Here is a 25,109-nt window from a genome sequence, read left to right as displayed (position 1 = left end):
AGCGAAGCGATCCAGGGCGGTTACCGCCCACTCTGGATTGCCGCGTCGCCCCCGGCTCCTCGCAATGACGAGGATTGCCCGAACGGCAGGGCGCATGCCCCGTCTTCGATCAATAGCGATAATGATCGGGCTTGAACGGACCTTCGACCGGCACGCCGATATAGTCGGCCTGCTTCTGGCTCAGCTGGCTGAGCTTCACGCCCAGCTTTTCGAGGTGCAGCGCCGCGACCTTTTCGTCGAGATGCTTGGGCAGGACATAGACGTCGTTCTTATACTGCTCGCTGCGCGTCCACAGTTCGATCTGCGCCAGCGTCTGGTTGGTGAAGCTCGCCGACATCACGAACGACGGGTGGCCGGTCGCATTGCCGAGGTTCACGAGGCGCCCCTTCGACAGGATGATGATCTGCTTGCCGTCGGGGAATTCGACGAGGTCGACCTGCGGCTTGACTTCGGTCCACTTGTAGTTGGCGAGCGCCGCGATCTGGATCTCGCTGTCGAAGTGGCCGATGTTGCAGACGATCGCCATATTCTTCATGCCCGCCATATGCTCGGCGGTGATGACGTCGGCGTTGCCGGTCGCGGTGACGAAGATGTCCGAACGCTTGACGGCTTCGTCCATCGTCACGACCTCGAAACCTTCCATCGCCGCCTGCAGCGCGCAGATCGGGTCGATTTCGGTGACGAGGACGCGCGCGCCGCCGTTGCGGAGCGACTGCGCCGAGCCCTTGCCGACGTCGCCGAAGCCGGCGACGGTGGCGACCTTGCCCGCGAGCATCACGTCGGTGCCGCGACGGATCGCGTCGACCAGCGATTCCTTGCAGCCATAGAGGTTGTCGAACTTCGACTTGGTGACGCTGTCGTTGACGTTGATCGCGGGGAAGGGCAGCTCGCCCTTCTTGGCGATGTGGTACAGGCGGTGGACGCCGGTCGTCGTTTCTTCCGACACGCCCTTGATCGCCTTGACCGTCTTCGTCAGGTAGCCCGGGTTGGCGGCAACGAACGCCTTCAGCGCGCGCTGCATTTCAATCTCTTCTTCATTCTCCGGCGCCGGCATCGCCTGCCCGGCTTCGAGCTTCGCGCCCCACAGCGCGAACATCGTGGCGTCGCCGCCATCGTCGAGGATCAGATTGCAGGTCGTGCCGTCTTCCACGCCCCAGTCGAAGATGCGGCCGACATAGTCCCAATAGTCGGCGAGGCTTTCGCCTTTCACCGCGAACACCGGCACGCCCGACGCGGCGATCGCGGCGGCGGCATGGTCCTGGGTCGAGAAGATGTTGCACGTCGCCCAGCGGACCTCGGCGCCGAGCGCGGTCAGCGTCTCGATCAGCACTGCGGTCTGGATCGTCATGTGCAGCGACCCGACGATTTTCGCACCCTTCAGCGGCTGCGACGCACCGAATTCGCTGCGCAGCGCCATCAGGCCCGGCATTTCGGTTTCGGCGATGTTGATTTCCTTGCGCCCGAAATCGGCAAGTTCGATGTCGGCGACCACATAGTCACGGGTGTCGGCGGCGAGAGTGGCCATGGGTATTTCTCCTGTCAGATGGGGTGCGCCCGCTCGCAAACGACCGCGTAATTATGTTGCGCGCCCTAGCCCAAAGCGCCGCCCGGATCAAATATAAACTTTTCTTTATATCGCAAGTCCGGGGCCATCCACCGGCGACGTGCGGACGCGAATCAGGACGCGCGGAATCGCACAGCCTCGCGAAAAAAATTTCGACCGGCGCAATTGTGACAATCGGCCTGCCGTTCGTGTGACAGCGAGTCGCAACACCCAAGATTCTGAAAATCCTGACTTATAATGCGCCTCGCGATAAGCTTAATCTGCTTTTGTGACAGCTATGTTACAAATGGCTGAAAATATTGACTTTTGTGCGAAGCAGGCAGAAAATCACCCCAAGTTACGGGGAGATATAAAGATGAAAAAAATTCTGCTGCCGCTCGTCGCTCTTGCTTTCGCGACCCCTGCCACCGCCCAGTCGATCATCGTCGTCACCGGCCCGCAGGCCGATTCGCAAATCCTGCCGGTGGCCTATGCCGAACTCAAGGCCGGCGACAATCGCGCCGCGGTCGCCAAGCTGACCGGCGAAACGACGCTCGATGCGCGCGACCCATCGCGGCTGATCAATCTTGGCACCGCTTATGCTCGTCTGGGTCGCACCGCAGACGCCGCGACCGCCTATAGCGCGGCGATCGACAGCCCGATCCGTTACGATCTGGAACTCGCCAACGGCCGCTATGTCGATTCGCGCTGGGCCGCCCGCACCGCGCTCGCCAATCTCAACGAAGGGCGCCCGCTGCTCGCGCTGGCACGCTGAAACAAATCCGTCGCCCCCGCGAAGGCGGGGGCCGCTGGCAGCCTTGTGCAATGCCGATAGCGGCCCCCGCCTTCGCGGGGGCGACGCGTTTTGGGAACGTCTCGCTTACGCCTCGCCGCCCTCGGTCGTCAGCAGGCGCGCATCGATCCCGGCCTCCGCAAAGGCCGCCTGCCAGCGCTTTTCGGGCGGCGTGTCGAACAGCAAGGCGTCGCTGCCCGGCGTCACATGCCAGCCGTGGCGCACCATCTCGTCCTCGAGCTGGCCGCCCGCCCATCCGGCATAGCCCAGCGCGACCAGCCAGCGCGACGGGCCGCGGCCTTCGCCGATCGCGCGCAAAATGTCGTGCGAGCTCGATATCGTCCAGCGCCCCGCGACCTCGATGGCGCCCTCGCCGCCCCAGTCCTTGCTGTGCAGAACGAAACCGCGCGACTGTTCCACCGGGCCGCCGAGGAACACCGGCTGGTCGAGCGGGTCGCCATCGTGCGCGATCTCGAGCTGGTCGAGCACCGCGCCCACCGTCATGCCCGCGATCGGGTCCGATATGCCGATACCCATCGCGCCCTCTTCGTCATGGCTGATCATCGCGATCACCATATGCTCGAAGCGGGGGTCGCCGATGCCGGGCAGCGCGAGGAGCAGCTGGCCGGTGAACCAGGGGGGAGCCGTTTCCATGACCGCACCATGCCCGCCCGCGTCGGCCCGGTCCAGCGCGCGCGTGAATTTATCCGCCGCGCTTGACTCGGGCCGGTCGCCACCCAATGTCTGCGCTCCCGATTCCCCCCGCTGAGAGGACGAAAACATGACGATCCAGACCGGAGACAAGCTGCCCGAAACGACGCTGGTCAAGGTGACCGAAGGCGGACCCGAACGGGTCAGCACCGCCGATTATTTCAAGGGCCGCAAGGTCGCGCTCTTCTCGGTACCCGGCGCCTTCACCCCGACCTGTTCGGCCAAGCACCTGCCGGGCTTCGTCGAAAAGGCCGAGGAACTGAAGGCCAAGGGCATCGACGAGATCGTCTGCACCGCGGTCAACGACGCCTTCGTCATGGGCGCCTGGGGCAAGAATGGCGACGCCGGCGGCTCGGTCACCATGCTCGCCGACGGCAATGGCGATTTCGCCGAAGCGGTCGGCCTCACCATGGACGGCCAGGCCTTTGGCATGGGCAAGCGCGGCCAGCGCTTCTCGATGATCGTCAACGACGGCGTCGTCGAACAGCTCAACGTCGAAGCCCCCGGCGAATTCAAGGTGTCGAGCGCCGACCATATGCTCGAGCAGCTCTGAGAAAATACGGGAGGGCGGCCTGTTCGCGGGCCGCCCCTTCCCTTTTGTCACATTTTCGTGCAACAGCGTCGCGATGACATCCTCATCGCAAAACCAGAACATCGCCGATCCCGCCGCCCTCGTCGAAGGGATCATCGCCGAGCTCCAGGACAAGTTCCGCACCTCGGTCTCCAATCTCAAATCGGCGATCGCCGCCTATGTCCGCGACGGCACGCTGCCGCCGGCCGATGCCGCCGCGACCGGGCTGTTCGACTATCCGGCGCTCCGCCTCGTCACGACCGGCGAACAGCGCGAGGGGCAGACCGCGCATAATCTGGCCTTCGGCCAGTTCGAGCGCGCGGGCGAGTTCGTCACCACGGTCACCCGCCCCGACCTGTTCGCCGATTATCTGCGCGACCAGCTCAACCTGCTCGTCCGCCATTATGACGTAGAGTTGTCGGTGACGCGCACCGGGCAGCAAATCCCCTTTCCCTATGTGCTCGACGCCAGCGACGGGTCGGACATGGGGCGCGTCACCCCGCTCGAACTCGCACGTCACTTCCCGACCACCGAGCTCGCCGACATCGGCGACGAGCTTGCCGACGGGCTGTTCGGCAGCGACCCCGCGGCGCCGCAGGCGCTCGCGCTGTTCGACGCGCTGCGCACCGACTTCTCCCTCGCGCGCCTCCGCCATTACACCGGCACCGCGCCCGAGCATTTCCAGCGCTACATCCTGTTCACCAACTACCACCGCTATGTCGACGAGTTCGTCTCCTGGGCGGGGGCGCAGGTCGGCCAGGGCCGCTACACCGCGCTCGCCGGCGCCGCGGGCCTCTATGTCGACCAGCCCGGGGTCAACGCGAGCGCGCTCGTCGCCGACAGCGCCTGGCGCCGGCACCAGATGCCCGCCTATCATCTCATCGCCCCGGACGGCGGCGGCATCACCCTCGTCAACATCGGCGTCGGCCCGTCGAACGCCAAGACGATCTGCGACCATCTCGCGGTGCTGCGCCCCGAGGCCTGGCTGATGATCGGCCATTGCGGCGGGCTGCGCCCCAGCCAGCGCATCGGCGACTATGTCCTCGCCCACGCCTATCTGCGCGACGATCATATCCTCGACGCGGTCCTGCCCCCCGAAATCCCGATTCCGCCGATCGCCGAAGTGCAACAGGCGCTCGCCAGCGCCGCCGAAGCCGTATCCGGCACCAGCGGCGCCGACCTGAAAAAACGCATGCGCACCGGCACTGTCGTCACCACCGACGACCGCAACTGGGAGCTGCGCTACACCGACAGCGCGCTGCGCTTCTCGCAGTCGCGCGCGATTGGTATCGACATGGAAAGCGCGACGATCGCGGCGCAGGGCTACCGCTTCCGCGTCCCCTATGGCACCCTGCTCTGCGTCAGCGACAAGCCGCTCCACGGCGAGCTCAAGCTGCCCGGCCAGGCGAACCGCTTCTATGAAGAAGCGATCGCCGCGCATCTCCAGATCGGTATCCGCGCCTGCGAGACGATGCGCGACGAGGGCGCCAAGCTCCACAGCCGCAAACTCCGCGCCTTCAACGAACCGCCCTTCCGGTGAGCGCGGCGCCGAACCGCTCACGCTCGGTCGCCGGCCGCGTCGCGATCGTCACCGGCGCCGCGAGCGGTATGGGCCGCGCCACCGCGCTGCTGCTCGCGAGCGAAGGCGCCAAGGTCGCGGTCACCGACCTCGATCTCGCCGCGTGCGAGGCGGTGGCGGCCGAGGCGGGCGGGAACGCCAAAGCCTTCGCGCTCGACGTGTCCAATGGCGACGCGATCAGGACCGTCGTCGCCGACATCGCCGCGCATTTCGGCGGCATCGACATTCTCATCAACAATGCCGGCATCTCGGCCTTCTGCCCGCTCGATGCCGACGATTATGACGGTATCTGGCACCGCGCCGTGGCGATCCTGCTCACCGCGCACCAGCGCATGGTTCGCGCCGCACTGCCCTTCCTCCGCCAAAGCGACGCCGCGCGTATCGTCAACATCGCCTCGACCGAGGGCCTGGGCGCGACACCCGGCGATACGCCCTATGTCGCCGCCAAGACGGGTGTCACCGGGCTGACGCGCGGCCTCGCGGTCGATCTTGGCAAGGAGGGCATCACGGTCAACTGCATCTGCCCGGGCCCGATCCACACCGGCATGACCGACACGGTGGCCGAAGCCGACAAGCTGGTCTTCGCCAAACGCCGCACCGCGCTGCGTCGGTACGGCGACCCCGAGGAAGTCGCGCATATGACGCTCAGCCTCGTCCTCCCCGCCGCCAGCTACATCACCGGCGCGGTGATCCCGGTCGACGGCGGGCTGATGGCACGCAATGCGTGACAGTCGGCTTTGGAGCAGAAAGCGGACCTTGCCCTCGGCCTTTCAGAGGAAAGGATGGCGCAGCTTGCTCCACAAGGCAGGTTAGCGGAAGAAGCAGTTCATCCCCGCGAACAGCGCGTCGATCTTCGCCGCTTCGCCGGGCGCGGCGAACATACCGCCAATGCTGTCCTGACCCTCGCCAAGGGTGAACTCCTCGCCAAGCGTGCTGTCCTCGATCGCGACGAGCTTGACCGACTCTGCGGCCTTGGCGCGGGTGGTGCCGATGGCGATGCCGCTCATCGTCGAATATAGGTCGGCGCCGGGTTCGTTACCGAGGAACCAGCCGACGAACTTGCCGTCCTGGAAATTGAGGGTCATCGCGTCGTAGCGGGTGAACTCCATCGTGCCGGCGCCGCATTCCTCGTTGGTGCTGCGGTCGTCGAGGGTACCCGCGACGCGCGCCAGTGCTTCTTCGGCCTGCGCGCGTGGCGCACCGAAGGCGAGCAGGCTGGTCTTGCCATTATTCTTGTCGATGAAGCGCAGGCCCTCTCCATCGAGACTGATCGCGGTGGTCGCAGCGTTCGGCCCATCGGCCTTTGCCTCGGGGACCGCAGGCGCGACGGGGTCGGCATCCACCGGCGCCTTGTCGGCGGCGGGCTTGCACGCGGCGAGCATGCCGATCATGACGAGGGTGCTGACGTTGCGCATCGCTCAATTCCTGCCGCGGGAGGGGGTGACGAGAACCAGTATCGCACCGAGGGTGGCGAGCGCCATATCCTTTTGCGCGTCCCAGATGTCGCCCTGTTGCCCGTTGTATCGATCAGCGGTCGCGCCCGCCGCGACGATGGTGAGCAGCCATTCGAACATTTCGTAGAGGCACGAGATGGCGAGCACCCAGCCAAGCACGGCGAGGATGGCACCGCGCGGGGTCAGTCCGCCCCAGCGGCGGGCGATCTCGGCGACGGGGACGACCGACAGCGCGCCGAAGGCGAAATGGACGAGGCGGTCATAATGGTTGCGAGTCCAGCCGAAGGCGTCCGACAGGGTGGTGCCGGTGAGCGCGCGCGCCCAATCGTCATAGGGGACGTTGCTGTAGGCATAGCGGCCGCCGAGGGTGTGGAGCGCGAGGAAGGCGATGATGCAGGCGAACGCCGCGGTCGACAGTGGCCAGCGGCGGAGCAGCGAGGGCGAGGCGAGCAGGAAGACCAGCGTCGGGATATGCTGGAGCAGCGCGACCTCGGGATAGGGCTGCGCGATCTGGGCAAGGAGGAGCAGCGCGGCGAGAAGGGCCAGGAGCTGTTTCTGGGCGCGCGGGAGGGTAGTGATCATCCCCTTATCCGTTCGCATCGAGCGAAGTCGAGATGCCCATCGTTCGTGCGCGCCTGCGGCGTGTCTCGACTTCGCTCGACACGAACGGAAACTGGTGGGTGGGCCTGGGCCCCATCACCAGCGCAGCGACATGCAGCTGAGGCCCGCGTCGATGCGTGCGATCTGGGTCGTCGGAAGCGGACGGATCGCGTGACCGCGCGCGGCGAGCAGCGCGTGGGTGGCGGTCCAGCGATCGCCGACGAGAATGGTGTCGTTGATGCGGAGAAGGTTCGCCGCCGCCTCCTCGCCCGGCGGGGTCACGACGACCTCCAGTCCCGCGAATTGCGGGCAGTCGGCGAGCGCGGGGACGGCGAGGATGGTACCCGCGTCGATCAGCGAGCAGCCGGTCTTGAAATGCAGGACGCCGGGCGGGGTGTCGGCGATTTCGGCGCTGTAGCCGAGGTCGGCGAGAAGCGTCGCCAGTTCCTCGGCGCCCGCGCGGTTGGTGCGCGCCGAGAGGCCGATGACGACGCGGTCGGCGAGGCGGAGCACGTCGCCGCCATCGACATGACCGGCGGTCATGGAGAGGCGTCGGGGATGATGCGCGGCGAGCGCGTCGCCAATAAACGCGACCTCGCCCGCGCGGGTGGCCGCACCGGGGCGGAGCAGGATCGCGCCCTCGGGGAAGGTCAGCGCGACATCCTCGACGAACAGGGCATCGGGGAAGGCGTCGAGCGCGGGCAGGATGGTGACGGCGAGGCCGAGATCCCGGAGCGTCGCGACATAGGCTTCATGTTCCGCAGCAAGCGCCGGAAAGTCCGGGTCGGGCCCGCCGTCGGCACGGATGCCGTGGATCGCCGAGGGGGCGGGGGTGCGGACAATGGCGTGGGTGAAGCGATAAGGGGTGGTCATGGCAGCGGCATAGCCCGAACGCTTTGCGGTCGGCAATGCGATCCTCCCTGTGGCGAAGCGATGGGGAGGTGGCAGCGCGAAGCGCTGACGGAGGGGCCGACGCCGTCAGGCGTCGTGCAAGGTTTCGGCCCCTCCACCACCGCTTCGCGGCGGTCCCCCTCCCCATCGCTTCGCGACAGGGAGGATTAGGCTCAGCCCTTTTTCAGGTGACGGCGCCCGAGCAGTTCGGCGATCTGCACCGCGTTCAGCGCGGCGCCCTTGCGCAAATTATCGCTGACGCACCAGAGATTCAGGCCGTTATCCAACGTCGGATCATCGCGGACGCGGCTGACGAAGGTCGCGAAGTCGCCGACGCATTCGACGGGGGTGATATAGCCGCCGTCCTCGCGCTTGTCGTGAAGGACGACGCCGGGGGCTTCGCGCAGGATGCGCTGGGCATCCTCGGCCGACAGCTCATTCTCCATCTCGATGTTGATCGCCTCGCTGTGGCCGACGAACACCGGCACGCGGACGCAGGTCGCCGTCACCTTGATCTTGGGATCGAGAATCTTCTTGGTCTCGACGACCATCTTCCACTCTTCCTTGGTCTGGCCGTCGTCGAGGAAGCTGTCGATGTGCGGGATGACGTTGAAGGCGATCTGCTTGGTGAACTTCTGGATGTCCTTTTCGTCGCCGACGAAGATCTGGCGCGTCTGGTTCCACAGTTCGTCCATGCCCGCCTTGCCTGCGCCCGATACCGATTGATAGGTCGAGACGACGACGCGCTTGATGGTGGCGGCATCGTGGAGCGGCTTGAGCGCGACGACCATCTGCGCAGTCGAGCAGTTCGGGTTCGCGATGATGTTGCGCTTGGTATAGCCGTCGATCGCGTCCGGATTCACCTCGGGCACGATCAGCGGCACGTCGGGGTCCATGCGATAGAGCGACGAGTTGTCGATCACGACGCAGCCCGCCGCCGCCGCCTTCGGCGCGTGGACCTTGGTCGCGTCGCTGCCGATCGCGAAGATCGCCATGTCCCAGCCGGCCCAGTCGAAATTGTCGATATTCTGGCATTTGGCGGTCTTGCCGGTATCGCCAAGTTCGATGTCGAGGCCCTGACTGCGCGACGAGGCAACCAGCGCCAGTTCGTCGATCGGGAATTCGCGTTCGAACAGGATGGCGAGCACCTCACGCCCGACATTGCCCGTCGCGCCCGCGACAACGATACGATAACCCATGAAAACACTCCTCAGCGTAAAACTCGAAATATGGTCAGACCTTCCAGCGGAAATGGCCGGTCAGCGGGTGGTCGAACAAGGCATCCTCTTCGCGGGCGCCGCGTCCGATATTGTGGATGATCAGCGGGCGGCCCGCTGCGTTAGTTCGGTCGGAAACGACGCCGGTGTGCGGAAAGCGCCCGCCAGTCATCGCGGTAAAGATATCGCCCGGCCGCCAGCCGGCGGGATCGGTCGAGACGGGCAGCCGCGCGCGCTGGCGCGTCCAAAAGGTCGCGAGGTTCGGCACGCGGCGGTGGTCGATGTTGCGGTCGGGACGGCGCAGCCCCCAGTTTTTCGGATAGGCCCCGAAGTCGGCCTTCATGTCGGCGTTTACAAGGGCCTGCAGATCGACCCCCAGCGCGTCGCGATAGGCGCGGATCAGGACGTCGGTGCACACGCCCTTGGCGCGCGCCACGTCGCCGTTCGGGAAGGGCAGCACGGTGTAAGCGGGGTCATAGGCGAGCGTCACGCCAACCTGCTTGCGGGCGGCAGCAACCAGCCGCTCGGCGGTGGTCGCCGCCAGCGCCCCGCCCGACAGTCCGAAAGCGCCAAAGCACAGCCCCGCGCCGATAAGAGCGCGCCGTGAAGGCTGAAAGGACGCGGACTGCTGCATGAATTTGCGTTGCCCAAATGAAAAACGACCGGCTCTGCGCTTTGGCGGAACCGGTCGTTTTGGAAAGCTGTTTTCGCTTGGGGTTGGGAAAGTCTCCCTTAGCCCTCGCTGGCTTCCGGCCGGTAATCGCGGCGCTCCGCAATACGCGCCGATTTGCCGGTGCGGCCACGAAGATAGTAAAGCTTCGCACGACGCACGGCACCCTTGCGGATGACGGTAATGCTGTCGATGTTGGGCGAATAGAGCGGGAACACGCGCTCGACACCCTCGCCGAACGACATTTTGCGCACGGTGAAGTTGGAGCCCATGCCCTTGTTCGAGCGTGCGATGCACACGCCTTCGAAATTCTGGACGCGGGTGCGTTCGCCTTCGACCACCTTGACGCCGACTTTCAGCGTGTCGCCGGGACGGAAGGTCGGAATGGTCTTTGCCGCCTTGGCAATTTCTTCGGCTTCGATCGTCTGGATGAGGTTCATGCCTCTATTCCTTCTTCTTCTGCCGCGCGCCAGAGGCAGGTCGGTCCCGAGCATCGACATGACGCTCCCAAAGGTCCGGCCTGCGTAACCGTGTGTGATCCTCCGCCTGTTGTTTCCGCCAGGCGGCGATCTTCGCATGATCCCCCGATCGCAGCACTTCGGGGATCGTGCGCCCTTCCCATTCGACAGGTCGGGTATAGTGGGGGTATTCGAGCAAACCGTTCTCGAACGATTCGTCGTCCCCACTGGAAGTCGCGCCCATTACGCCGGGAATCAGGCGAATGCAAGCGTCGAGCAAAAGCAGCGCCCCCATCTCGCCGCCCGACAATATGATGTCCCCCATCGACACCTGTTCGATCGGGCGCGCGTCGAAGATGCGCTCGTCGAATCCCTCGAACCGCCCGCACAGGATGATCGCGCCGGGACCCGCCGCGAGGCTGCGCACCCGCGCCTGGGTGACCGGTGCGCCGCGCGGGGTCATCGCAAGGATCGGCAGGCCCGGGTTCGCCGCCACCGCATGGTCGAGCGCGGCGGCCAATATGTCGGCCTTCAGCACCATGCCGGCGCCGCCACCCGACGGCGTATCGTCGACGGTGCGGTGCCTGTCGGTCGCGAAGTCGCGGATCTGGACGGGCGCACACGACCACACCCCGGCCTCAAGCGCGCGACCCGCCATGCTGTGCCCGAGCGGGCCGGGGAACATGTCGGGATAGAGGGTCAGGGGGACGGCGGCGAAGGTCATGGCAACGGCTGCCATAGCGCCTCGGGCAGCAGGTGGCGATCCATCTCCATCTCTTCGTGCAGCCATTCGCGGAAGCGTTCGATCTTGCGCACCCCGACGCGGTTGTCGCGGTGGACGAGAAAGTTGGCGCCGCCGGGCTGGTAGAGCGTGTCGAACGGCGCGACCATGCGGCCGCTGGCGAGTTCGAGTTGCCACAGCAGCGGGGTCATCAGCGCGATGCCATAGCCGCCCTGCACCGCGCTCGCCTCCTGCAACTGGCTGTCGAGTTCGATACCGCGGCGTTCCTGCGGCGGGGTGCCGACCCCGGCGGCGGCGAGCCAGCCCGCCCACCACGGATCGTTGGGGGCGAGGCGATCGACGCGGAGCAGGTCTTCGGGCGCCGCGATCGCGTTGGCGTCGCGAAACGCCGGCGAGCAGATCGGCGTCACATGGCTTCGGAACAGAAAGTCGGCGCGTAGCCCCGGCCAGGCGCCGCCGCCGACGCGGATCGCGACATCGACGTTCGAAGCGTCGAAATCGACCATTTCGTTGGTCATCGACATACGGACCGCGAGATCGGGGTGGCGAAGCTGGAAGCGGCCGATGCGCGCGCTGAGCCAGGTGCCGCCGAAGGTCGTCGCGGCGCTGATCGTCAGCACCTCGGCCTCGTCGTCATCCAAAGCGGCGAAGGCGTCGCCCATCGCGGCGAAGGCGCCCGAGACAGCGGGGAGCAGCCGCTGCCCTGTTTCGGACAGCCGCACCCGCCCCTTTTCACGCACGAACAGCGCGCGGCCGAGACGGTCCTCCAATTGGCGGACCTGATAGCTGACCGCGGCCTGCGTCATTCCCAGTTCCTCTGCTGCGCGCGAGAAGTTCTGCAGACGACCGGCGGCTTCGAAGGTGCGGACGGCGGCGAGGGGCGGCAGCTTGGGCATCGCGCTACATAAGGTGCCCTTATGAGATGATGCAAAGCTTTTGTTGGCGACGGAGCGGCCAAAGGCGCATCTGGAGAACATCGAAACACAGGAGACGAACGATGCAGGACGAACTCTGGATGCGGAACTGGAACGACGCGCAGCCGCGTTTCAGCGCCGATATCGATCGCGGCTTTGCTTCGCTGGCAGGCGCGATCGCGCGGCTGCGCCGGCGCCGCGACGACCGCACCGCGAGCCTTCGCGCCCGGATCGGGATCGGCTGACGATCCTGTTCACCAGGCCATGCCCATGAACGCGCCCGGTGGTCCCTCGCCGGGCGCGTTCATGGGCATGGATGGTAGCGGGCGGCTGCCGTCGTAGCGCTCGCAACCCCGTCCCCTCCCTCCGCAAACCACCAAAATCCAACCCTCCGTTAACCAAAAATCAGCGGCTTGACGCCTAATTTCCTCCCACTCGGACCAGGGGGACAAGATGGCGCGATGGGCGCGGGCGTTGACGATGGGCGCGGTGCTGTTGGGCGCCGCGGTGCCCGCGCACGCGCAGTCCTCGTTCGCCGACGCGACGGTGATGACTTGGGACGGGGTGTTGACCGGCATCTTCCTCGGGCTGCTGCTCTTCTCACTCGCCTATAATGCCGCTTTCTATGCGCTGCTGCGCGAGCGGTTTCTGATCTGGCAGAGCGTTCGCGCCTTTGCCTATTTCGCGCTAGCGATCGGGCTGTCACCGCTGGCGATGGGAGGCTTTTTCACCCCCGACAGCTTTGCGCGGCAGGTGTGGATCACTTTGTTCTTCGATCTGGGCGTCGCGGTATCGGGGCCGTTCCTGCGCGCCTATCTGGAGCCGGGGACGATCCCGAAGCGGCTCTATCGGCTGCTGGGATGGCCGCCCTTCCTGATCCTGCTGACGACCCCGGTGACGGTGATGGCCGATCCGCCGGGGCTGTACTTCACGCTGCGCAGCCTGTTTCTGGTGACGATGCTGACGATCGGCGTCACGACGGTGGCGATCGCGCTGCTGCGCGGCAGCCGCACGGCGCGGTATCAAGCGGCGGCGTGGAGCGGCATCGGCGGCGTTTACGGCGTCAGCCTGTTCCACGATATCGTGCTGCAGACACCGTTCGAATCCTTCCTGTTCCTGCTGTTTCCCGCTTTGGGGTTGGAAGTGATGCTCACCGCGCTCGGCATTCTCGACCGGCTGATCCGTCTGCGCCGCGAACGAACGGAAGCGCAGGCCCAGGCCGAAGCGATGCGCGTCATCGCGCACACCGACCCGCTGACCGGTCTGCCCAACCGCCGCGCGATCGAGGAAAGTTACGGACAGGAGACGCCGGTCGCGATCGCGATCGTCGACCTCGACCATTTCAAGGCGATCAACGACCGCCACGGCCATGACGTCGGCGACCGGGTGATCTTTGCCGCCGGGGTCGCACTGGGATCGGGTAGCGCGATGGCGGCGCGGATCGGCGGCGAGGAATTCGCGCTGCTATTCCGCTGCGAGGCGAGCGCGGTCGCGGGCGAGGCCGAGCGGCTGCGCCAGCGCGTCGGCGCCTATATCGCGCAGATGGTGCCGACGCTGAAACGGCCGGTGACCGCATCGATGGGCCTTGTCCATATCGCGCGCGAGACGAGTTTCGGCGCGGCGATGAAGTCGGCCGACATCAACCTGTACGCCGCCAAGGAAAGCGGGCGCGACCGGGTCGTGTTCATCGAGGCGGCCTAACCGGACGTCATTCCGAACGCCGGGCCGCGAATTGGAGCGCCGCGAGAGTCAGCAAGACGACCAGCGCCGCCGCGCCAATCGCGATCTTCTGGAACAGCAACGGATCGGGATCGTCGTTTGCGCCCGCGCTGCCAAGGAGAGCATTTGTGAAGAAGATGGCAGGGGCAACGCCCGTCAGCATGCCGGCCAGCCAGACCAGCGGCGGCGACAACCGGCGCAGCAGCCACCAACTCACGACCGCCCCGGCGATCGGGACCAACACGACAAAGGTCAGGATGAAGATCATGGGTGGTCGCCGGGCACGACCCGCAGACGCCACGCCTGGATCATGACCGGGCTGGTCGGGGCGAGGAGCAGGGTGCCGTCGAGTTTGCCCTTTTCGCAATTGAGGCGGAAAGCGGTCGACATCGCGCCCAGCGGCGCGAGCGGTTCGGCGGTCGGACAAGCGCCGACCTGATCCTTCAACTTCGCCAGTTCGGCGGTCCAGTTGTCGGCCGAGCGGTCGAGCAGGAAATTCATCGCGAGCTTGCCGTCCAGCGGTTTCAAACTGCCCGCGTCATAGGCAGCGCGCGTCGCGGCGAACATGTCGGCGACCGCGGGCGACACCGGTGTGTCGCGGCGGACGAGCAGTCCCGCCTTGTCCATCGCCACGGCCGTGTCCCACGCCGGACCCGACGGGCCAGCATAGGTGCGGTTGGCGAGCGCGAAAACCCCCGTGCCGGTGTCAGGCATCAGCATCACATGGCTGCCATAGCCGGGATAGCCACCGCCGTGCGCGAGCGTGAGGCCAAGGTCGCAGTCCTGCGCGACGCGCCAGCCCATGCCATAGGCGAGGCTTTGCTTGCACGCGTCGGCGCCGCTCGCGCCGATGCGATTGACGACCGAAGTGAAGTTCGATCCCTGCGCGATTTCGCGCACCGTCGACCGCCTGACTGGGCCGGTGTCGGGATCGTCGCGCGCGGGCCAGGCCGAGAGCAGGAAGGCGACCCATTTGGCATAATCATTGGCGCTGACCTGCAAGCCGCCCATGGCGTTGAAGGCACCATCGACCATTTCGGGTTCGGGCGCCCATGCGTCATTCTCCCAGCGATAGCCGAGCGCATATTTGTCCTTCGGCGCATGGGGCGCGTCGAAACCGCTCGCGGTCATGCCGAGCGGGGTCAGGATCGTTTTGCGGACATAGTCGGTATAGGCCATGCCCGAGGCCTTGGCCACGATGCGGCCGAGCAGCGCATAGCCGAAGTTCGAATATTCATGTTGGCTCTGCGGCGCACGGCTGAACGGCACGCCCGCGGCGATCATCTTGGTGAATTCGGCTTGCGGCAGCACCTGCTGGCGGTCACCCCAGGGATCGTCGGTGACGAAACCACCGACATGCTGGAGCAGGTCGCGGATCCGGATGCGCGGGCTGTCCTTCGTCGGATAGGTCCAGCCCTTCATCTGGGGCACATAGGTTTCGGCGAGGTCGTCGAGGCGGAGTTTGCCATCGTCGCGCAATTTCAGGATCGACAGCGCGGTGAACGCCTTGGTCATCGAGGCGATGCGAAACAGGCTGTCGGGGGTGACCGGGCGCCGCGCGTCGAGATCCTGCACGCCGAGGCCCTTCACATAGACGAGCTTGCCGTTCTGGACGACGCCATAGACGAGCCCGGGAATGTGGGCGTCGGTCTGAAACGTCGCAAAGCGCGCGTCGATGTCGGGAGCGAGTTGCTCGAGGGTCTTTGGGGCGGGGTCCTGTGCGGCGGCGGGCGACGCCACCGCGAACAGGGCGGCAAGGGCGATTCGCGATCTCGAACGCATGGCAGTCTCCCCCGTTTGTCGCGCCAAGCTTGCTTCAATCTCGCTTAAAGTCACAAAAGCCCCGCATGCAGCGCATGATTTTGTGCCCTTTGTGCCCTTAAGCGGGCGGTGCCGAAGGTTGCCGCGAACCGCGTTCCGACACGGCAAAAGCACCGAAAACGACGCTCGCACAGCGCGATAATGTAGGAAAGCGCAAAATGCGCCGCCGGGCCTATTCGACGAAGGCGGCGTCGACGGTCACGTTATCGGCATCCCATGCGGGCACCGCCCGCGCGTTCATCGGGACCATGAAGCGCTGCGGCTTCTTGCCTGCCTCAGCGGGCTTCTCGATCTCGAGAATGTCGCCGGCACCGAAATTATCGACCGCGACGACGGTGCCGATCGCGGCGCCGTCGGTCGAGACGCACGGCAGGCCGATGAGGTCATGATGGTAATATTCGCCCTCACCCAGCGGCGGCAGCGCCGAACGCGCGACCGTCAGCAACGTGCCACGCAGCGCTTCGGCGCCGCTGCGGTCGGTGACCTCGGCAAACATCGCGACCGCGCCCTGATTGGCAGGACGGATCGATTTCAGGGTCAGGATGCGCTCGCCTGCGCTGAAGGCGGAAAAGGCGCGGAGGGTCTCCGCGCCTTCGCCGAACAGTTTGAGCCGCACCTCGCCCCGCACCCCATGCGCGCCGGCAATGGCGGCGAGGGTGACGGGGCGGTTCGCGTCAGCCAAGATCAGGCCTTGGCTTCTTCTTCGCCGGCTTCTTCTGCGGGCGCTTCCTCAGCGACCGGAGCAGCCGGAGCTTCTTCGGCCGGTCCGCCTTCGGCGGCCTGTTCGGCCATCGCGGCGGCATCGTCGGCGGTCGCGTCGGCGGGGACATCTTCGGCCACCGCGTCGGCGACGGCTTCGGCGGTCGCTTCGCTCTTCACCGAACCGGTCGCGTCCGATTCAGCAGCCTCGGGAGCGGCGGCTTCTTCAGCGGCGGGCGCTTCTTCAGCAACCGGGGCGGCTTCTTCGACGACTTCGGGCTCGGGAGCCGGAGCAGCAGCAGCGGCGGCGGCTGCTTCCTCGGCGTCAGCGATCTTCTGAGCCTTTTCCTCGGCGCGTTCCTTGGCCTTTTCGCCCGGGACCGCCTTGTTCGGATTGTTGCGCGCGGCGCGTTCCTGGACACCCGCGGCGTCGAGGAAGCGGGCGACGCGGTCGCTCGGCTGGGCGCCGACGCTCAGCCAATGCTTGGCGCGCTCGGCGTCAAGCTTGACGCGCTCGGGATTGTCCTTGGCGAGCAGCGGGTTGTAGCTGCCGATGCGCTCGATGAAGCGGCCGTCGCGCGGCGCGCGCGAATCGGCGACGACGATCTTGTAATAGGGGCGCTTCTTGGAGCCGCCGCGCGACAGGCGAATGGAGGTAGCCATGATGTAATTCCTTCTTTCTGATTCAAATTCGGTTGTCGGTTAAAATCACTTCTTCTTGTTCATGAGATTGGCGAGTTCGGGCGGGATCGCCCCGCCGCCGAGGCCGGGCAGGCCGCCGAGGCCACCGCCTCCACCCCCCATGCCGCCACCGCCCATGCCCGGGATGCCGCCCTTGCCGAACAGCGCGCCGAGGCCTTTCAGCCCGCCCATCTTGCGGATCTTCTTCATCGCGGTCGCCATTTCCTGGTGCATCTTGAGCACCTTGTTGACCATCTGGACATTGGTGCCCGAGCCGTTGGCGATGCGGATCTTGCGCTTCGCGGTCAGGATTTCCGGCTTCGCGCGCTCCTTGGGGGTCATCGAGCCCATGATCGCGTCGAAGTGGATGAGCATCTTGTCGTCGGCGCCGCCCTGCGCCATCGCGACCTGCGCCTTCTTGATCCCCGGGATCATCCCGGCGAGCGCGCCGAGGCCGCCCATGCGGCGCATCTGATTGAGCTGGGTCCGTAGGTCGTTGAGGTCGAAGACGCCCTTGGCCATCTTCGCCGCCATCGCCTCGGCCTCTTCGGCCTGGATCGTTTCGGCGGCGCGCTCGACGAGGCTGACGACGTCGCCCATGCCGAGGATGCGGCCGGCGATGCGCGAGGGCTGGAAGAGTTCGAGCCCGTCGAGTTTCTCACCCGTACCCGCGAATTTGATCGGCTTGCCGGTGACCGCGCGCATAGAGAGCGCGGCACCGCCGCGCGCGTCGCCGTCCATACGGGTCAAGACGACGCCGGTAAGCGGCACCTGATCGGTGAAGCGCTGCGCGACCTGCACCGCATCCTGCCCGGTCAGGCTGTCGACGACGAGCAGGGTTTCAGCTGGATTGGCGGTGCGCGACACCGCCTGCATCTCGTCCATCAGCTGCTGATCGACATGGAGGCGGCCCGCCGTATCGAGCATCAGCACGTCGAAACCCTGAAGCTTCGCGGCCTGCAGCGCGCGTTGCGCGATCTCGACCGGCTGCTGCCCCGCGACGATCGGCAGCGTTGCGACGTCGATCTGGGCGCCGAGGACGGCGAGCTGTTCCTGCGCGGCAGGGCGATTGACGTCGAGCGACGCCATCAACACCTTCTTGCGCTCTTTTTCCTTGAGGCGCTTCGCGATCTTCGCGGTCGTCGTCGTCTTACCCGAACCCTGGAGGCCGACCATCATGATGACCGCGGGCGGCGTGACCGCAAGGTCGAGCTCGGCGGTTTCGGAGCCGAGCATTTCGGTCAGCGCGTCGCTGACGATCTTGACCACCTGCTGGCCCGGGGTGACCGAACGCAGGACATTGTGACCGATCGCGAGGTCGGTGACCTGGTCGACGAAGCTGCGCACGACGGGCAGCGCGACGTCGGCCTCGAGCAGGGCGATTCGCACTTCGCGCATCGCGGCGCGCACGTCGGCCTCGGTCAGCGCACCGCGACCGCGGAGCTTTCCGAAAACATCGCCAAGCCGGTTGCTCAGACTATCGAACACAGCCAAAATCCTTGCTACGACGCCCGCAACGCAAAACACGCCGGTGAGCGAAACCTCGCCAACCAGCGGTATCCGTGGACAGGTTTTCCGTCGCGGATGTCGTGTATGCCCCGCCGCAAAATGCGGTGGAACGGGGCGCCCTTACGGGAAAGGGCGGGGAAAGGCAAGTCAGCTCCTCCCTGTGGCGAAGCCATGCCGAGGATTGGAATGACCCACACTTAACGCAAATTTCACCGCTTGGGGCGCAAAAGACCGGCTGTCTGTGGGGAAATGCGAATATGGCGACGGCCGCTGCGCCCAAACAACCCGACCGCGCCGACGGCGCGAAGCGCGACGTCGTCGCGGGCGGCATCGTCGTCGCCGCGATCATCCTGTTCGTCGGCACCGGCAGCAGCGTCATGCAATCGGTCGTTCGCGCTCTGTCGGGCATCGGCGGCGGCGCCGACCAGGTGCTCGCCGCGACCTTGATCCTCAACATCGCGCTGATCCTGTTCGGCTGGCGCCGCTACAACGACCTGCACCGCGAGATCCGCGAACGCACCGAGGCCGAGCAGCGCGCCCGCTATCTGGCCGACACCGATCCGCTGACCAATTTCCTCAACCGCCGCGCGATGCTCGAACAGGGGCAGGCGCTGGTCGTCGAGGCCGCGGGCGAGCAGCGCCATGTCGCGCTGTTCCTGCTCGACCTCGACCATTTCAAGACGGTCAACGACATCCATGGCCACGCCGCGGGCGACCGCCTGTTGCAGGTCGCCGCCGAACGCATCGCCAGCGTGCTGCCGCCGAGCGCGCTGATGGCGCGGCTGGGCGGTGACGAGTTCGTCGCGATGCTGATGTTCGATCCGGCGGGCAAGGCGCATATCGAGGCGCTGGCGGCGCAGCTCGTCACCGTGCTCGAAGAACCGGTGATCCACGATGCGCAGCAGATCCGCATCGGCGCGTCGATCGGGCTCGCGCTCGCGACCGAGGCGAGCGCGACGATGGATACGCTGGTCCGTCAGGCCGACATCGCCATGTATCATTGCAAGGACGAGGGACGGAACCGCTTCTGCTGGTTCGAGGCCGGCATGGAAATGGCGGTACAGGTCCGCAACCAGATCGAGACCGGCATCCGCAGCGGCATGCCGCGCGACGAATTCGTGCCCTTTTTCGAGCCGCAGGTCGACATCGCGACGGGCCGCCTGGTCGGATTCGAGATGCTGATGCGCTGGGATTCACCCGAACATGGCATGATCGAGCCCGACCGCTTCATCCCGGTCGCCGAGGACAGCGGGCTGATCGGCGAGCTGTCGTTGCGGGTCGTGCGCCACGCGATGGAGATCGCCAAGGGGTGGGACCCGTCGATCACGCTGGCGGTCAATATCTCGCCGCAGCAATTGAAGGACCCCTGGTTCAGCCAGAAGCTGACCAAGCTGCTGGTCGAGACGGGATTCCCCGCGAGCCAGCTCGAGGTCGAGATCACCGAAAGCTCGTTGTTCGAGAATCTGCCGCTGGTGCGCTCGATCGTCACCAGCCTCAAGAACCAGGGCGTGTCGCTGAGCCTCGACGATTTCGGGACCGGCTACAGCTCGCTGTCGCACCTGCGCGCGCTGCCGTTCGACCGGATCAAGATCGACCGCAGCTTCATCGCCGCGATGCAGGGCAGCCCCGATGCGCAGGCGATCGTCGTCGCGATCGTCCGGCTGGGCGAAAGCCTGGCGATGCCGATCACCGCCGAGGGGGTCGAGGACGAGGCGACCGCGATCGAACTGACCCGGCTCGGCTGCGCCAAGGCGCAGGGCTGGCATTATGGCAAGCCGGTGTCGGCAGCGGAAACGGCGAAGCTGCTCGCCGACCGCGGCCTGCTGCGTTCGCCGCTGGTGCCCGAACAGGATGGCGCGAGCGAAGACGAGCGGCGGAAGTCGGCGTAACGCCTCCATCACTCCAATCGTCATTGCGAGGAGCCGACGGCGACGCGGCAATCCAGAGTTGCGCAAGGGCGCCGTGGATTGCTTCGCTCCGCTCGCAATGACAAGGCTTTGGAATAGTCCCGCCTCGCTAGACTTCACGCCCCTGCCGCCTTACATGCGCGGGATATGGCGGATCGCTTCACCAAGATGCACGGACTGGGCAACGACTTTGTCGTGATCGACGCGCGCGCGGCGCCCGTCGCGATGACCCCGGCGCGCGCGCATGCGATCGCCGACCGGCGCCACGGCATCGGGTGCGACCAGCTGATCCTGCTCGAACCGTCGACCCATGCCGACGTGAGGATGCGCATCTTCAATGCCGACGGCGGCGAGGTCGAGGCATGCGGCAATGCGACGCGCTGTGTCGCGACGCTGATCGGCCAACCCGCGGTGATCGAGACCCTGGGTGGCATGCTGCGCGTGACGCCGGCTGACGGCGGCGCCGAGGTGGTGCTGGGCGAACCCGAATTCGACTGGGAGCATATCCCGCTGGCGATGCCGATGGACACGCGCGACATGCCGGTGGCGTGGGACGAGCTGGAGCATGGCGCGGCGGTCAATGTCGGCAACCCGCACATCGTCTTTTTCGTGCCCGAGGCCGATGCGGTGGACCTGGGCGAGCTGGGGCCGCGGATCGAGACCGATCCGCTGTTCCCCGAGCGCGTCAACGTCAATGTCGCGAGCCTCGACGGTCCCGACCGGCTGCAACTGCGCGTGTGGGAGCGCGGCGTCGGGCTGACGCAGGCGTGCGGCACCGGCGCGTGCGCGACCGCGGTCGCGGCGATCCGTGCGGGCAAGGTGAAATCGCCGGTGACGGTGTCGCTGCCCGGCGGCGACCTGATCATCCGCTGGGCGCCGGGCGAGCCGATCGTGATGAGCGGCGCCGCGACGCGGGTGTTCGAGGGCGAGACCGACTGGGCGCAGTTCGGATGAGCGTTGCGGTGTTGGGCGGCGGGCTTGACGTCGTCAATTTCGGGTGCCGGCTGAACATCGCCGAAGGCGAGGCGGTGCGCGCGGCGGCGACGGCGGCCGGCGCGCGCGATACGATCATCTTCAACAGCTGCGCGGTCACCGACGAAGCGGTGCGGCAGGCGCGCCAGGCGGTGCGGCGCGCGCTGCGCGAGCGGCCCGAGGCGAATGTGGTGGTGACCGGTTGCGCGGCGGAGCTGGAAGGCGAACGCTTTGCGGCACTGGGTGCGCGGGTGGTGCGCAACGACGCCAAGGGGTTGACCGAGAGCTATGGCGCCGGGGCGCCGGTCGCGCGCAGCAAGAGCTATTCCCCTGCCCTGTCGGGTGCCGACCATGCCCGCGCCTTTCTGGGCGTGCAGACGGGCTGTTCGCACAGCTGCACCTTTTGCGCGACGGTGATCGCGCGCGGAACCGCGCGGTCGGCGAACGTCGATGCCGTGGTCGAAAGCGCGAGCCTCGCGCTGGCGCGCGGGCAACGCGAGATCGTGCTGACCGGTGTCGATCTGGCGAGCTATGGCGACGACAGCGGCACCACGCTCGCCGCGCTGATCAAGGCGTTGCTGGCGCTGCCGATCGAACGGCTGCGGCTGTCGTCGCTCGACCCGAACCGGATCGACGATGCGCTGTTCGCGCTGCTGGCCGGCGAAACGCGGCTGATGCCGCACGTCCATCTGTCGCTGCAGGCAGGCGACGACATGGTGCTGACGCGGATGAAGCGGCGGCATCGGCGGGCCGAGGTCGTCGACCTCGTCGCGCGGCTCAAGGCGGCGCGACCGGAGATTGCGATCGGCGCCGACCTGATCGCGGGCTTCCCGACCGAGGATGACGCGATGTTCGCGAACAGCCTGGCGCTGATCGACGAATGCGACATCGTCTTTGGCCATATCTTTCCCTATAGCGCGCGCGCCGGGACCCCCGCCGCGCGGATGCCGCAGGTTGGACGGACCGTGGCACGCGAACGGGCGGCGATACTGCGCGAAGCCAATGCGCGGCGGCGGCATGACTGGATGGACGGACTGACAGGAATGAGGACGAATATGCTGGTCGAACGCGACGGGCGGAGCGGCCATGGCGAGAATTTTGCGGGGCTGATGCTGGACGCTGACGCGATGCCGGGGAGCATCGTGCCGGTGCGGATCGGCGCGCGCGACGGCGACCGGCTGACGGCGGAGCTGGCAGCATGAGCGGCGCGAGCTGGAGCGAGCGGCTGTTCGGCGGGCTCAAGCGCACGTCGGAGAAGCTGGGCGAAAATCTGGCGGGGCTGACCGGCAAGGCGCGGCTCGACGAGGACGATCTCGACCGCATAGAAGAGGCGCTGATCACCGCCGACCTGGGGCCCGCGATGGCGGGGCGGATCCGCGAGCGGCTGGCGGCGCGACGCGATGCGGTGGCGAGCGGGACCGAGGAGTTGCGCCGTATCGTCGCCGAGGAAATCGCCGCAGTGCTGCGCCCGGTCGCCGAACCGCTGGAGATCGACGCCTTTCCGCGCCCGCAGGTCATATTGGTGATCGGGGTCAACGGGTCGGGCAAGACCACCACCATCGCCAAGCTGGCGCATCTGTTCCAGGAACAGGATTATGGCGTGATGCTGGTCGCCGGCGACACCTTCCGCGCCGCCGCGATCGGCCAATTGAAGGTCTGGGCCGAACGCTTGGGCGTGCCGATCATGGCGGGTTCCGAGGGCGGCGACGCCGCGGGGATCGTGTTCGACGCGGTGAAGCAGGCGACCGCGACGGGTATCGACGTTTTGATCGTCGACACCGCCGGGCGATTACAGAACAAGCGCGAGCTGATGGACGAACTCGAGAAGATCAAGCGCGTGCTCGGCCGGCTGAACCCCGCGGCGCCGCACGATGTCGTGCTGGTACTCGATGCGACGACGGGGCAGAATGCGCTGGCGCAGATCGATGTGTTCCGCGAGGTCGCGGGGGTCACCGGCCTCGTCATGACCAAGCTCGACGGCACCGCGCGCGGCGGCGTGCTCGTCGCCGCGGCCGAGCGCCACGGGCTTCCCATTCACGCGATCGGCATCGGCGAAACCATCGACGATCTTCGTCCGTTCGATGCCGACGAGATCGCGGGCATCATTGCAGGAAATATCAGATGAGCGACACGCTCGAGCAACTGCCGACCGGCCCCGCGGCCATTCCCGCGCCGCCACCCGCCAAGCATGGCTGGCTCAATTTCGTGATCGACTTTGCCCCGCTGCTGATCTTCTTCGCGGTCTACAAGCTGAGTTCGGGCGGCACCGGCGCCTTTGCCGCGACCACGGCGGCGATCAAGGGCACCGTCGCCTTCATGATCGCGATCGTCGCCGCGATGATCATATCGAAGTGGAAGCTGGGCAAGATTTCGCCGATGCTGTGGCTGTCGAGCATCCTCGTCATCGGTTTCGGCGCACTGACCGTCTATTTCCACGACGAAAGCTTCATCGTGATGAAGCCGACGATCATCTATGGCGCCTTCGCCGCGCTGCTGCTCGGCGGTTATTTCGCGGGCAAGCCGATGCTCAAATATCTGCTCCAGTCGGCGCTCGACGGGATCACCGAGCGCGGCTGGATGCTGCTGTCGCGAAACTGGGGGCTGTTCTTCCTCGCCCTCGGCGTCGCCAATCACATCATGTATGTGCTGATCCAGCGGGGCCAGTTCAGCTTCGACACATGGCTGACGATCAAGGTGTGGGGGATCACCGCCCTCTCCTTCCTGTTCACGCTGACCCAGTTGCCAGTGATGATCAAGAACGGCCTCGCGCTGCCCGAGGAAGCGGCGACGGATAAGGACTGACCAGCCAATCCTCCCTGTGGCGCAGCCATGGGGAGGTGGCAGCGGCGTAGCCGCTGACGGAGGGGCTATGGCGCAAGGTTGCCCGCCCCTCCACCCCTCGCTTCGCGAGCGGCCCCCTCCCCATCGCTTCGCGACAGGGAGGATCCTATGCAGCAAGCTTGAGCCTTGCCCCCGTCGCTGGCATAGCCTTGCCCGGGCACCGGGTCGCGCCGCGCCTCATAACAAGCGAGGGGGACTTTCATGGACAAATTTTTCGCTAATCTGCACGCCGTGCTGGGCGCGGGCCTGGTGCTCGCGATCATCCTGATGCTCGGCCTCAACGGCCAGAATTTCGAGGACGGCATCGCCGCGGGCAATGCGATCATGCGCTGGCTGCATACCTTCTTCGGCGTGCTGTGGATCGGGCTGCTCTATTATTTCAACTTCGTCCAGATCCCGACGATGCCCAAGATTCCGGCCGAACTGAAGCCCGGCGTGTCGAAGCATATCGCGCCGGCCGCACTGTTCTGGTTCCGCTGGGCAGCCGCCGCGACGGTGGTGCTGGGCCTCGCGATCGCGGGTCACGCCAAATATCTCGTTCCCGCGCTGACGCTGCAGGATCCGTACAAGCTGATCGGCGTCGGCATGTGGCTCGGCCTGATCATGGCGTTCAACGTCTGGTTCCTGATCTGGCCGAACCAGAAGAAGGCGCTGGGCATCGTCGCGGCCGACGATGCGACCAAGGCGGCCTCGGCGAAGACCGCGATGATCTTTTCGCGGACCAACACCCTGCTGTCGATCCCGATGCTCTATGCGATGGTGAACTTCAGCTGATCTTGATCCCCCTCCCGTTTGCGGGAGGGGAGTTTCAGGTTGA

At 66.3% G+C, this 25,109-nt stretch carries 26 protein-coding genes and 1 pseudogene; 12 read left to right on the top strand and 15 right to left on the bottom strand.

Going from position 1 to position 25,109, the window contains the following annotated elements; genetic code table 11:
* Window positions 1–109 precede the first annotated feature (109 nt).
* Entirely contained in the window at window positions 110–1,525 is a 1,416-nt protein-coding gene (gene ahcY, locus EEB18_RS13395) for an adenosylhomocysteinase (RefSeq protein ID WP_187140977.1), read from the bottom strand.
* Between the two features lie 394 nt (window positions 1,526–1,919).
* Here ahcY and EEB18_RS13390 point away from each other — a divergent pair, with 394 nt between their 5' ends.
* The gene (locus EEB18_RS13390) at window positions 1,920–2,318 is read left to right on the top strand and encodes a hypothetical protein (RefSeq protein WP_187140976.1); all 399 of its coding nucleotides are present in this window, start codon (window positions 1,920–1,922) and stop codon (window positions 2,316–2,318) included.
* Window positions 2,319–2,423: 105 nt separating this feature from the next.
* Here EEB18_RS13390 and EEB18_RS13385 read toward each other — a convergent pair whose 3' ends face one another.
* Window positions 2,424–2,990, bottom strand: a complete 567-nt coding sequence (locus tag EEB18_RS13385) for a YqgE/AlgH family protein (protein ID WP_056347145.1) — start codon at window positions 2,988–2,990, stop codon at window positions 2,424–2,426.
* 127 nt (window positions 2,991–3,117) lie between these two features.
* Here EEB18_RS13385 and EEB18_RS13380 point away from each other — a divergent pair, with 127 nt between their 5' ends.
* The 3 genes from EEB18_RS13380 (at window position 3,118) to EEB18_RS13370 (ending at window position 5,925) form a co-directional block, all read left to right on the top strand.
* Complete coding sequence (locus EEB18_RS13380) at window positions 3,118–3,600, top strand: peroxiredoxin (RefSeq protein ID WP_056345507.1); 483 nt, start codon at window positions 3,118–3,120, stop codon at window positions 3,598–3,600.
* 73 nt (window positions 3,601–3,673) lie between these two features.
* Window positions 3,674–5,158, top strand: coding sequence for an AMP nucleosidase (locus EEB18_RS13375; protein WP_056345504.1), 1,485 nt, complete (start codon window positions 3,674–3,676; stop codon window positions 5,156–5,158).
* The gene (locus EEB18_RS13370) at window positions 5,155–5,925 is read left to right on the top strand and encodes an SDR family NAD(P)-dependent oxidoreductase (protein WP_056345500.1); all 771 of its coding nucleotides are present in this window, start codon (window positions 5,155–5,157) and stop codon (window positions 5,923–5,925) included. The genes EEB18_RS13375 and EEB18_RS13370 overlap by 4 nt, the downstream gene beginning before the upstream one ends.
* Before the next feature lie 81 nt (window positions 5,926–6,006).
* Here the strand turns inward: EEB18_RS13370 and EEB18_RS13365 are convergent, their stop codons facing one another.
* From EEB18_RS13365 to EEB18_RS13330, 8 genes are all read right to left on the bottom strand, one after another.
* A complete protein-coding gene (locus EEB18_RS13365; RefSeq protein ID WP_187140975.1) occupies window positions 6,007–6,612 on the bottom strand; it encodes a hypothetical protein in 606 nt (201 codons plus the stop codon).
* 3 nt (window positions 6,613–6,615) lie between these two features.
* Complete coding sequence (locus tag EEB18_RS13360) at window positions 6,616–7,233, bottom strand: DUF2238 domain-containing protein (RefSeq protein ID WP_262407926.1); 618 nt, start codon at window positions 7,231–7,233, stop codon at window positions 6,616–6,618.
* Window positions 7,234–7,347: 114 nt separating this feature from the next.
* A complete protein-coding gene (locus tag EEB18_RS13355; RefSeq protein WP_187141038.1) occupies window positions 7,348–8,124 on the bottom strand; it encodes an arginine deiminase family protein in 777 nt (258 codons plus the stop codon).
* A 191-nt stretch (window positions 8,125–8,315) separates the two neighbouring features.
* Entirely contained in the window at window positions 8,316–9,341 is a 1,026-nt protein-coding gene (locus EEB18_RS13350; RefSeq protein WP_187140973.1) for an aspartate-semialdehyde dehydrogenase, read from the bottom strand.
* A gap of 34 nt (window positions 9,342–9,375) precedes the next feature.
* Complete coding sequence (locus tag EEB18_RS13345) at window positions 9,376–9,993, bottom strand: DUF1287 domain-containing protein (protein ID WP_187140972.1); 618 nt, start codon at window positions 9,991–9,993, stop codon at window positions 9,376–9,378.
* A 98-nt stretch (window positions 9,994–10,091) separates the two neighbouring features.
* Entirely contained in the window at window positions 10,092–10,469 is a 378-nt protein-coding gene (rplS, locus tag EEB18_RS13340) for a 50S ribosomal protein L19 (protein WP_056345487.1), read from the bottom strand.
* 4 nt (window positions 10,470–10,473) lie between these two features.
* The gene (gene trmD, locus EEB18_RS13335) at window positions 10,474–11,211 is read right to left on the bottom strand and encodes a tRNA (guanosine(37)-N1)-methyltransferase TrmD (protein ID WP_187140971.1); all 738 of its coding nucleotides are present in this window, start codon (window positions 11,209–11,211) and stop codon (window positions 10,474–10,476) included.
* Window positions 11,208–12,125 (bottom strand): LysR substrate-binding domain-containing protein, encoded by a 918-nt coding sequence (locus EEB18_RS13330; RefSeq protein ID WP_187140970.1) that lies wholly within the window; start codon window positions 12,123–12,125, stop codon window positions 11,208–11,210. Before EEB18_RS13330 ends, trmD begins: the two co-directional genes overlap by 4 nt.
* A gap of 101 nt (window positions 12,126–12,226) precedes the next feature.
* Here EEB18_RS13330 and EEB18_RS13325 point away from each other — a divergent pair, with 101 nt between their 5' ends.
* Window positions 12,227–12,388 carry a hypothetical protein gene (locus EEB18_RS13325; protein ID WP_187140969.1) on the top strand — a complete coding sequence of 54 codons (162 nt, stop codon included), beginning with the start codon at window positions 12,227–12,229 and terminating at the stop codon, window positions 12,386–12,388.
* Window positions 12,389–12,596: 208 nt separating this feature from the next.
* Window positions 12,597–13,844: a diguanylate cyclase gene (locus tag EEB18_RS13320; protein ID WP_187140968.1), complete on the top strand. Its 1,248-nt coding sequence runs from the start codon at window positions 12,597–12,599 to the stop codon at window positions 13,842–13,844.
* 7 nt (window positions 13,845–13,851) lie between these two features.
* Here EEB18_RS13320 and EEB18_RS13315 read toward each other — a convergent pair whose 3' ends face one another.
* The 5 genes and pseudogenes from EEB18_RS13315 to ffh form a co-directional block, all read right to left on the bottom strand.
* A complete protein-coding gene (locus EEB18_RS13315; RefSeq protein WP_056345477.1) occupies window positions 13,852–14,130 on the bottom strand; it encodes a hypothetical protein in 279 nt (92 codons plus the stop codon).
* The gene (locus EEB18_RS13310) at window positions 14,127–15,644 is read right to left on the bottom strand and encodes a serine hydrolase domain-containing protein (protein WP_187140967.1); all 1,518 of its coding nucleotides are present in this window, start codon (window positions 15,642–15,644) and stop codon (window positions 14,127–14,129) included. Before EEB18_RS13310 ends, EEB18_RS13315 begins: the two co-directional genes overlap by 4 nt.
* A gap of 211 nt (window positions 15,645–15,855) precedes the next feature.
* Entirely contained in the window at window positions 15,856–16,365 is a 510-nt protein-coding gene (gene rimM, locus EEB18_RS13305) for a ribosome maturation factor RimM (protein ID WP_056345471.1), read from the bottom strand.
* A 212-nt stretch (window positions 16,366–16,577) separates the two neighbouring features.
* Window positions 16,578–17,045 (bottom strand): annotated as a pseudogene (gene rpsP / locus EEB18_RS13300) (30S ribosomal protein S16); the annotation flags it as partial.
* A gap of 45 nt (window positions 17,046–17,090) precedes the next feature.
* Window positions 17,091–18,551, bottom strand: a complete 1,461-nt coding sequence (ffh, locus tag EEB18_RS13295; RefSeq protein WP_187140966.1) for a signal recognition particle protein — start codon at window positions 18,549–18,551, stop codon at window positions 17,091–17,093.
* A gap of 278 nt (window positions 18,552–18,829) precedes the next feature.
* Here ffh and EEB18_RS13290 point away from each other — a divergent pair, with 278 nt between their 5' ends.
* The 6 genes from EEB18_RS13290 to EEB18_RS13265 all read left to right on the top strand — a co-directional run bounded on the left by EEB18_RS13290 (window position 18,830) and on the right by EEB18_RS13265 (window position 25,066).
* On the top strand, window positions 18,830–20,461 hold the full coding sequence (locus EEB18_RS13290; RefSeq protein WP_056345462.1) for a putative bifunctional diguanylate cyclase/phosphodiesterase: 1,632 nt from the start codon (window positions 18,830–18,832) through the stop codon (window positions 20,459–20,461).
* Window positions 20,462–20,626: 165 nt separating this feature from the next.
* On the top strand, window positions 20,627–21,433 hold the full coding sequence (gene dapF, locus EEB18_RS13285; protein ID WP_187140965.1) for a diaminopimelate epimerase: 807 nt from the start codon (window positions 20,627–20,629) through the stop codon (window positions 21,431–21,433).
* Complete coding sequence (locus tag EEB18_RS13280) at window positions 21,430–22,653, top strand: MiaB/RimO family radical SAM methylthiotransferase (RefSeq protein ID WP_187140964.1); 1,224 nt, start codon at window positions 21,430–21,432, stop codon at window positions 22,651–22,653. Before dapF ends, EEB18_RS13280 begins: the two co-directional genes overlap by 4 nt.
* Window positions 22,650–23,576, top strand: a complete 927-nt coding sequence (gene ftsY, locus EEB18_RS13275; RefSeq protein WP_187140963.1) for a signal recognition particle-docking protein FtsY — start codon at window positions 22,650–22,652, stop codon at window positions 23,574–23,576. The genes EEB18_RS13280 and ftsY overlap by 4 nt, the downstream gene beginning before the upstream one ends.
* Window positions 23,573–24,253 carry an inner membrane-spanning protein YciB gene (locus EEB18_RS13270; protein ID WP_187140962.1) on the top strand — a complete coding sequence of 227 codons (681 nt, stop codon included), beginning with the start codon at window positions 23,573–23,575 and terminating at the stop codon, window positions 24,251–24,253. Before ftsY ends, EEB18_RS13270 begins: the two co-directional genes overlap by 4 nt.
* 240 nt (window positions 24,254–24,493) lie before the next feature.
* A complete protein-coding gene (locus EEB18_RS13265) occupies window positions 24,494–25,066 on the top strand; it encodes a urate hydroxylase PuuD (protein ID WP_187142192.1) in 573 nt (190 codons plus the stop codon).
* The last annotated feature ends 43 nt before the right edge of the window (window positions 25,067–25,109 follow it).

Origin of the sequence: Sphingopyxis sp. OPL5 (genome assembly GCF_003797775.2) — a bacterium.
GTDB lineage: Bacteria > Pseudomonadota > Alphaproteobacteria > Sphingomonadales > Sphingomonadaceae > Sphingopyxis.
This window is presented reverse-complemented; position numbering and strand designations above follow the sequence as displayed.

Excerpts from the sequence above, each read along its gene's own strand:
- EEB18_RS13280 (WP_187140964.1), top strand. The coding sequence starts at position 21,430 with ATGAGCGTTGCGGTGTTGGGCGGCGGGCTTGACGTCGTCAATTTCGGG.
- EEB18_RS13315 (WP_056345477.1), bottom strand. The coding sequence starts at position 14,130 with ATGATCTTCATCCTGACCTTTGTCGTGTTGGTCCCGATCGCCGGGGCG.
- EEB18_RS13350 (WP_187140973.1), bottom strand. The coding sequence starts at position 9,341 with ATGGGTTATCGTATCGTTGTCGCGGGCGCGACGGGCAATGTCGGGCGT.
- EEB18_RS13385 (WP_056347145.1), bottom strand. The coding sequence starts at position 2,990 with ATGGAAACGGCTCCCCCCTGGTTCACCGGCCAGCTGCTCCTCGCGCTG.
- EEB18_RS13270 (WP_187140962.1), top strand. The coding sequence starts at position 23,573 with ATGAGCGACACGCTCGAGCAACTGCCGACCGGCCCCGCGGCCATTCCC.
- EEB18_RS13360 (WP_262407926.1), bottom strand. The coding sequence starts at position 7,233 with ATGATCACTACCCTCCCGCGCGCCCAGAAACAGCTCCTGGCCCTTCTC.
- EEB18_RS13325 (WP_187140969.1), top strand. The coding sequence starts at position 12,227 with ATGCAGGACGAACTCTGGATGCGGAACTGGAACGACGCGCAGCCGCGT.
- EEB18_RS13330 (WP_187140970.1), bottom strand. The coding sequence starts at position 12,125 with ATGCCCAAGCTGCCGCCCCTCGCCGCCGTCCGCACCTTCGAAGCCGCC.
- ahcY (WP_187140977.1), bottom strand. The coding sequence starts at position 1,525 with ATGGCCACTCTCGCCGCCGACACCCGTGACTATGTGGTCGCCGACATC.
- EEB18_RS13310 (WP_187140967.1), bottom strand. The coding sequence starts at position 15,644 with ATGCGTTCGAGATCGCGAATCGCCCTTGCCGCCCTGTTCGCGGTGGCG.
- EEB18_RS13365 (WP_187140975.1), bottom strand. The coding sequence starts at position 6,612 with ATGCGCAACGTCAGCACCCTCGTCATGATCGGCATGCTCGCCGCGTGC.
- EEB18_RS13355 (WP_187141038.1), bottom strand. The coding sequence starts at position 8,124 with ATGACCACCCCTTATCGCTTCACCCACGCCATTGTCCGCACCCCCGCC.
- ftsY (WP_187140963.1), top strand. The coding sequence starts at position 22,650 with ATGAGCGGCGCGAGCTGGAGCGAGCGGCTGTTCGGCGGGCTCAAGCGC.
- EEB18_RS13265 (WP_187142192.1), top strand. The coding sequence starts at position 24,494 with ATGGACAAATTTTTCGCTAATCTGCACGCCGTGCTGGGCGCGGGCCTG.
- rplS (WP_056345487.1), bottom strand. The coding sequence starts at position 10,469 with ATGAACCTCATCCAGACGATCGAAGCCGAAGAAATTGCCAAGGCGGCA.
- EEB18_RS13375 (WP_056345504.1), top strand. The coding sequence starts at position 3,674 with ATGACATCCTCATCGCAAAACCAGAACATCGCCGATCCCGCCGCCCTC.
- EEB18_RS13390 (WP_187140976.1), top strand. The coding sequence starts at position 1,920 with ATGAAAAAAATTCTGCTGCCGCTCGTCGCTCTTGCTTTCGCGACCCCT.
- EEB18_RS13290 (WP_056345462.1), top strand. The coding sequence starts at position 18,830 with ATGGCGACGGCCGCTGCGCCCAAACAACCCGACCGCGCCGACGGCGCG.
- EEB18_RS13345 (WP_187140972.1), bottom strand. The coding sequence starts at position 9,993 with ATGCAGCAGTCCGCGTCCTTTCAGCCTTCACGGCGCGCTCTTATCGGC.
- dapF (WP_187140965.1), top strand. The coding sequence starts at position 20,627 with ATGGCGGATCGCTTCACCAAGATGCACGGACTGGGCAACGACTTTGTC.
- EEB18_RS13320 (WP_187140968.1), top strand. The coding sequence starts at position 12,597 with ATGGCGCGATGGGCGCGGGCGTTGACGATGGGCGCGGTGCTGTTGGGC.
- EEB18_RS13380 (WP_056345507.1), top strand. The coding sequence starts at position 3,118 with ATGACGATCCAGACCGGAGACAAGCTGCCCGAAACGACGCTGGTCAAG.
- trmD (WP_187140971.1), bottom strand. The coding sequence starts at position 11,211 with ATGACCTTCGCCGCCGTCCCCCTGACCCTCTATCCCGACATGTTCCCC.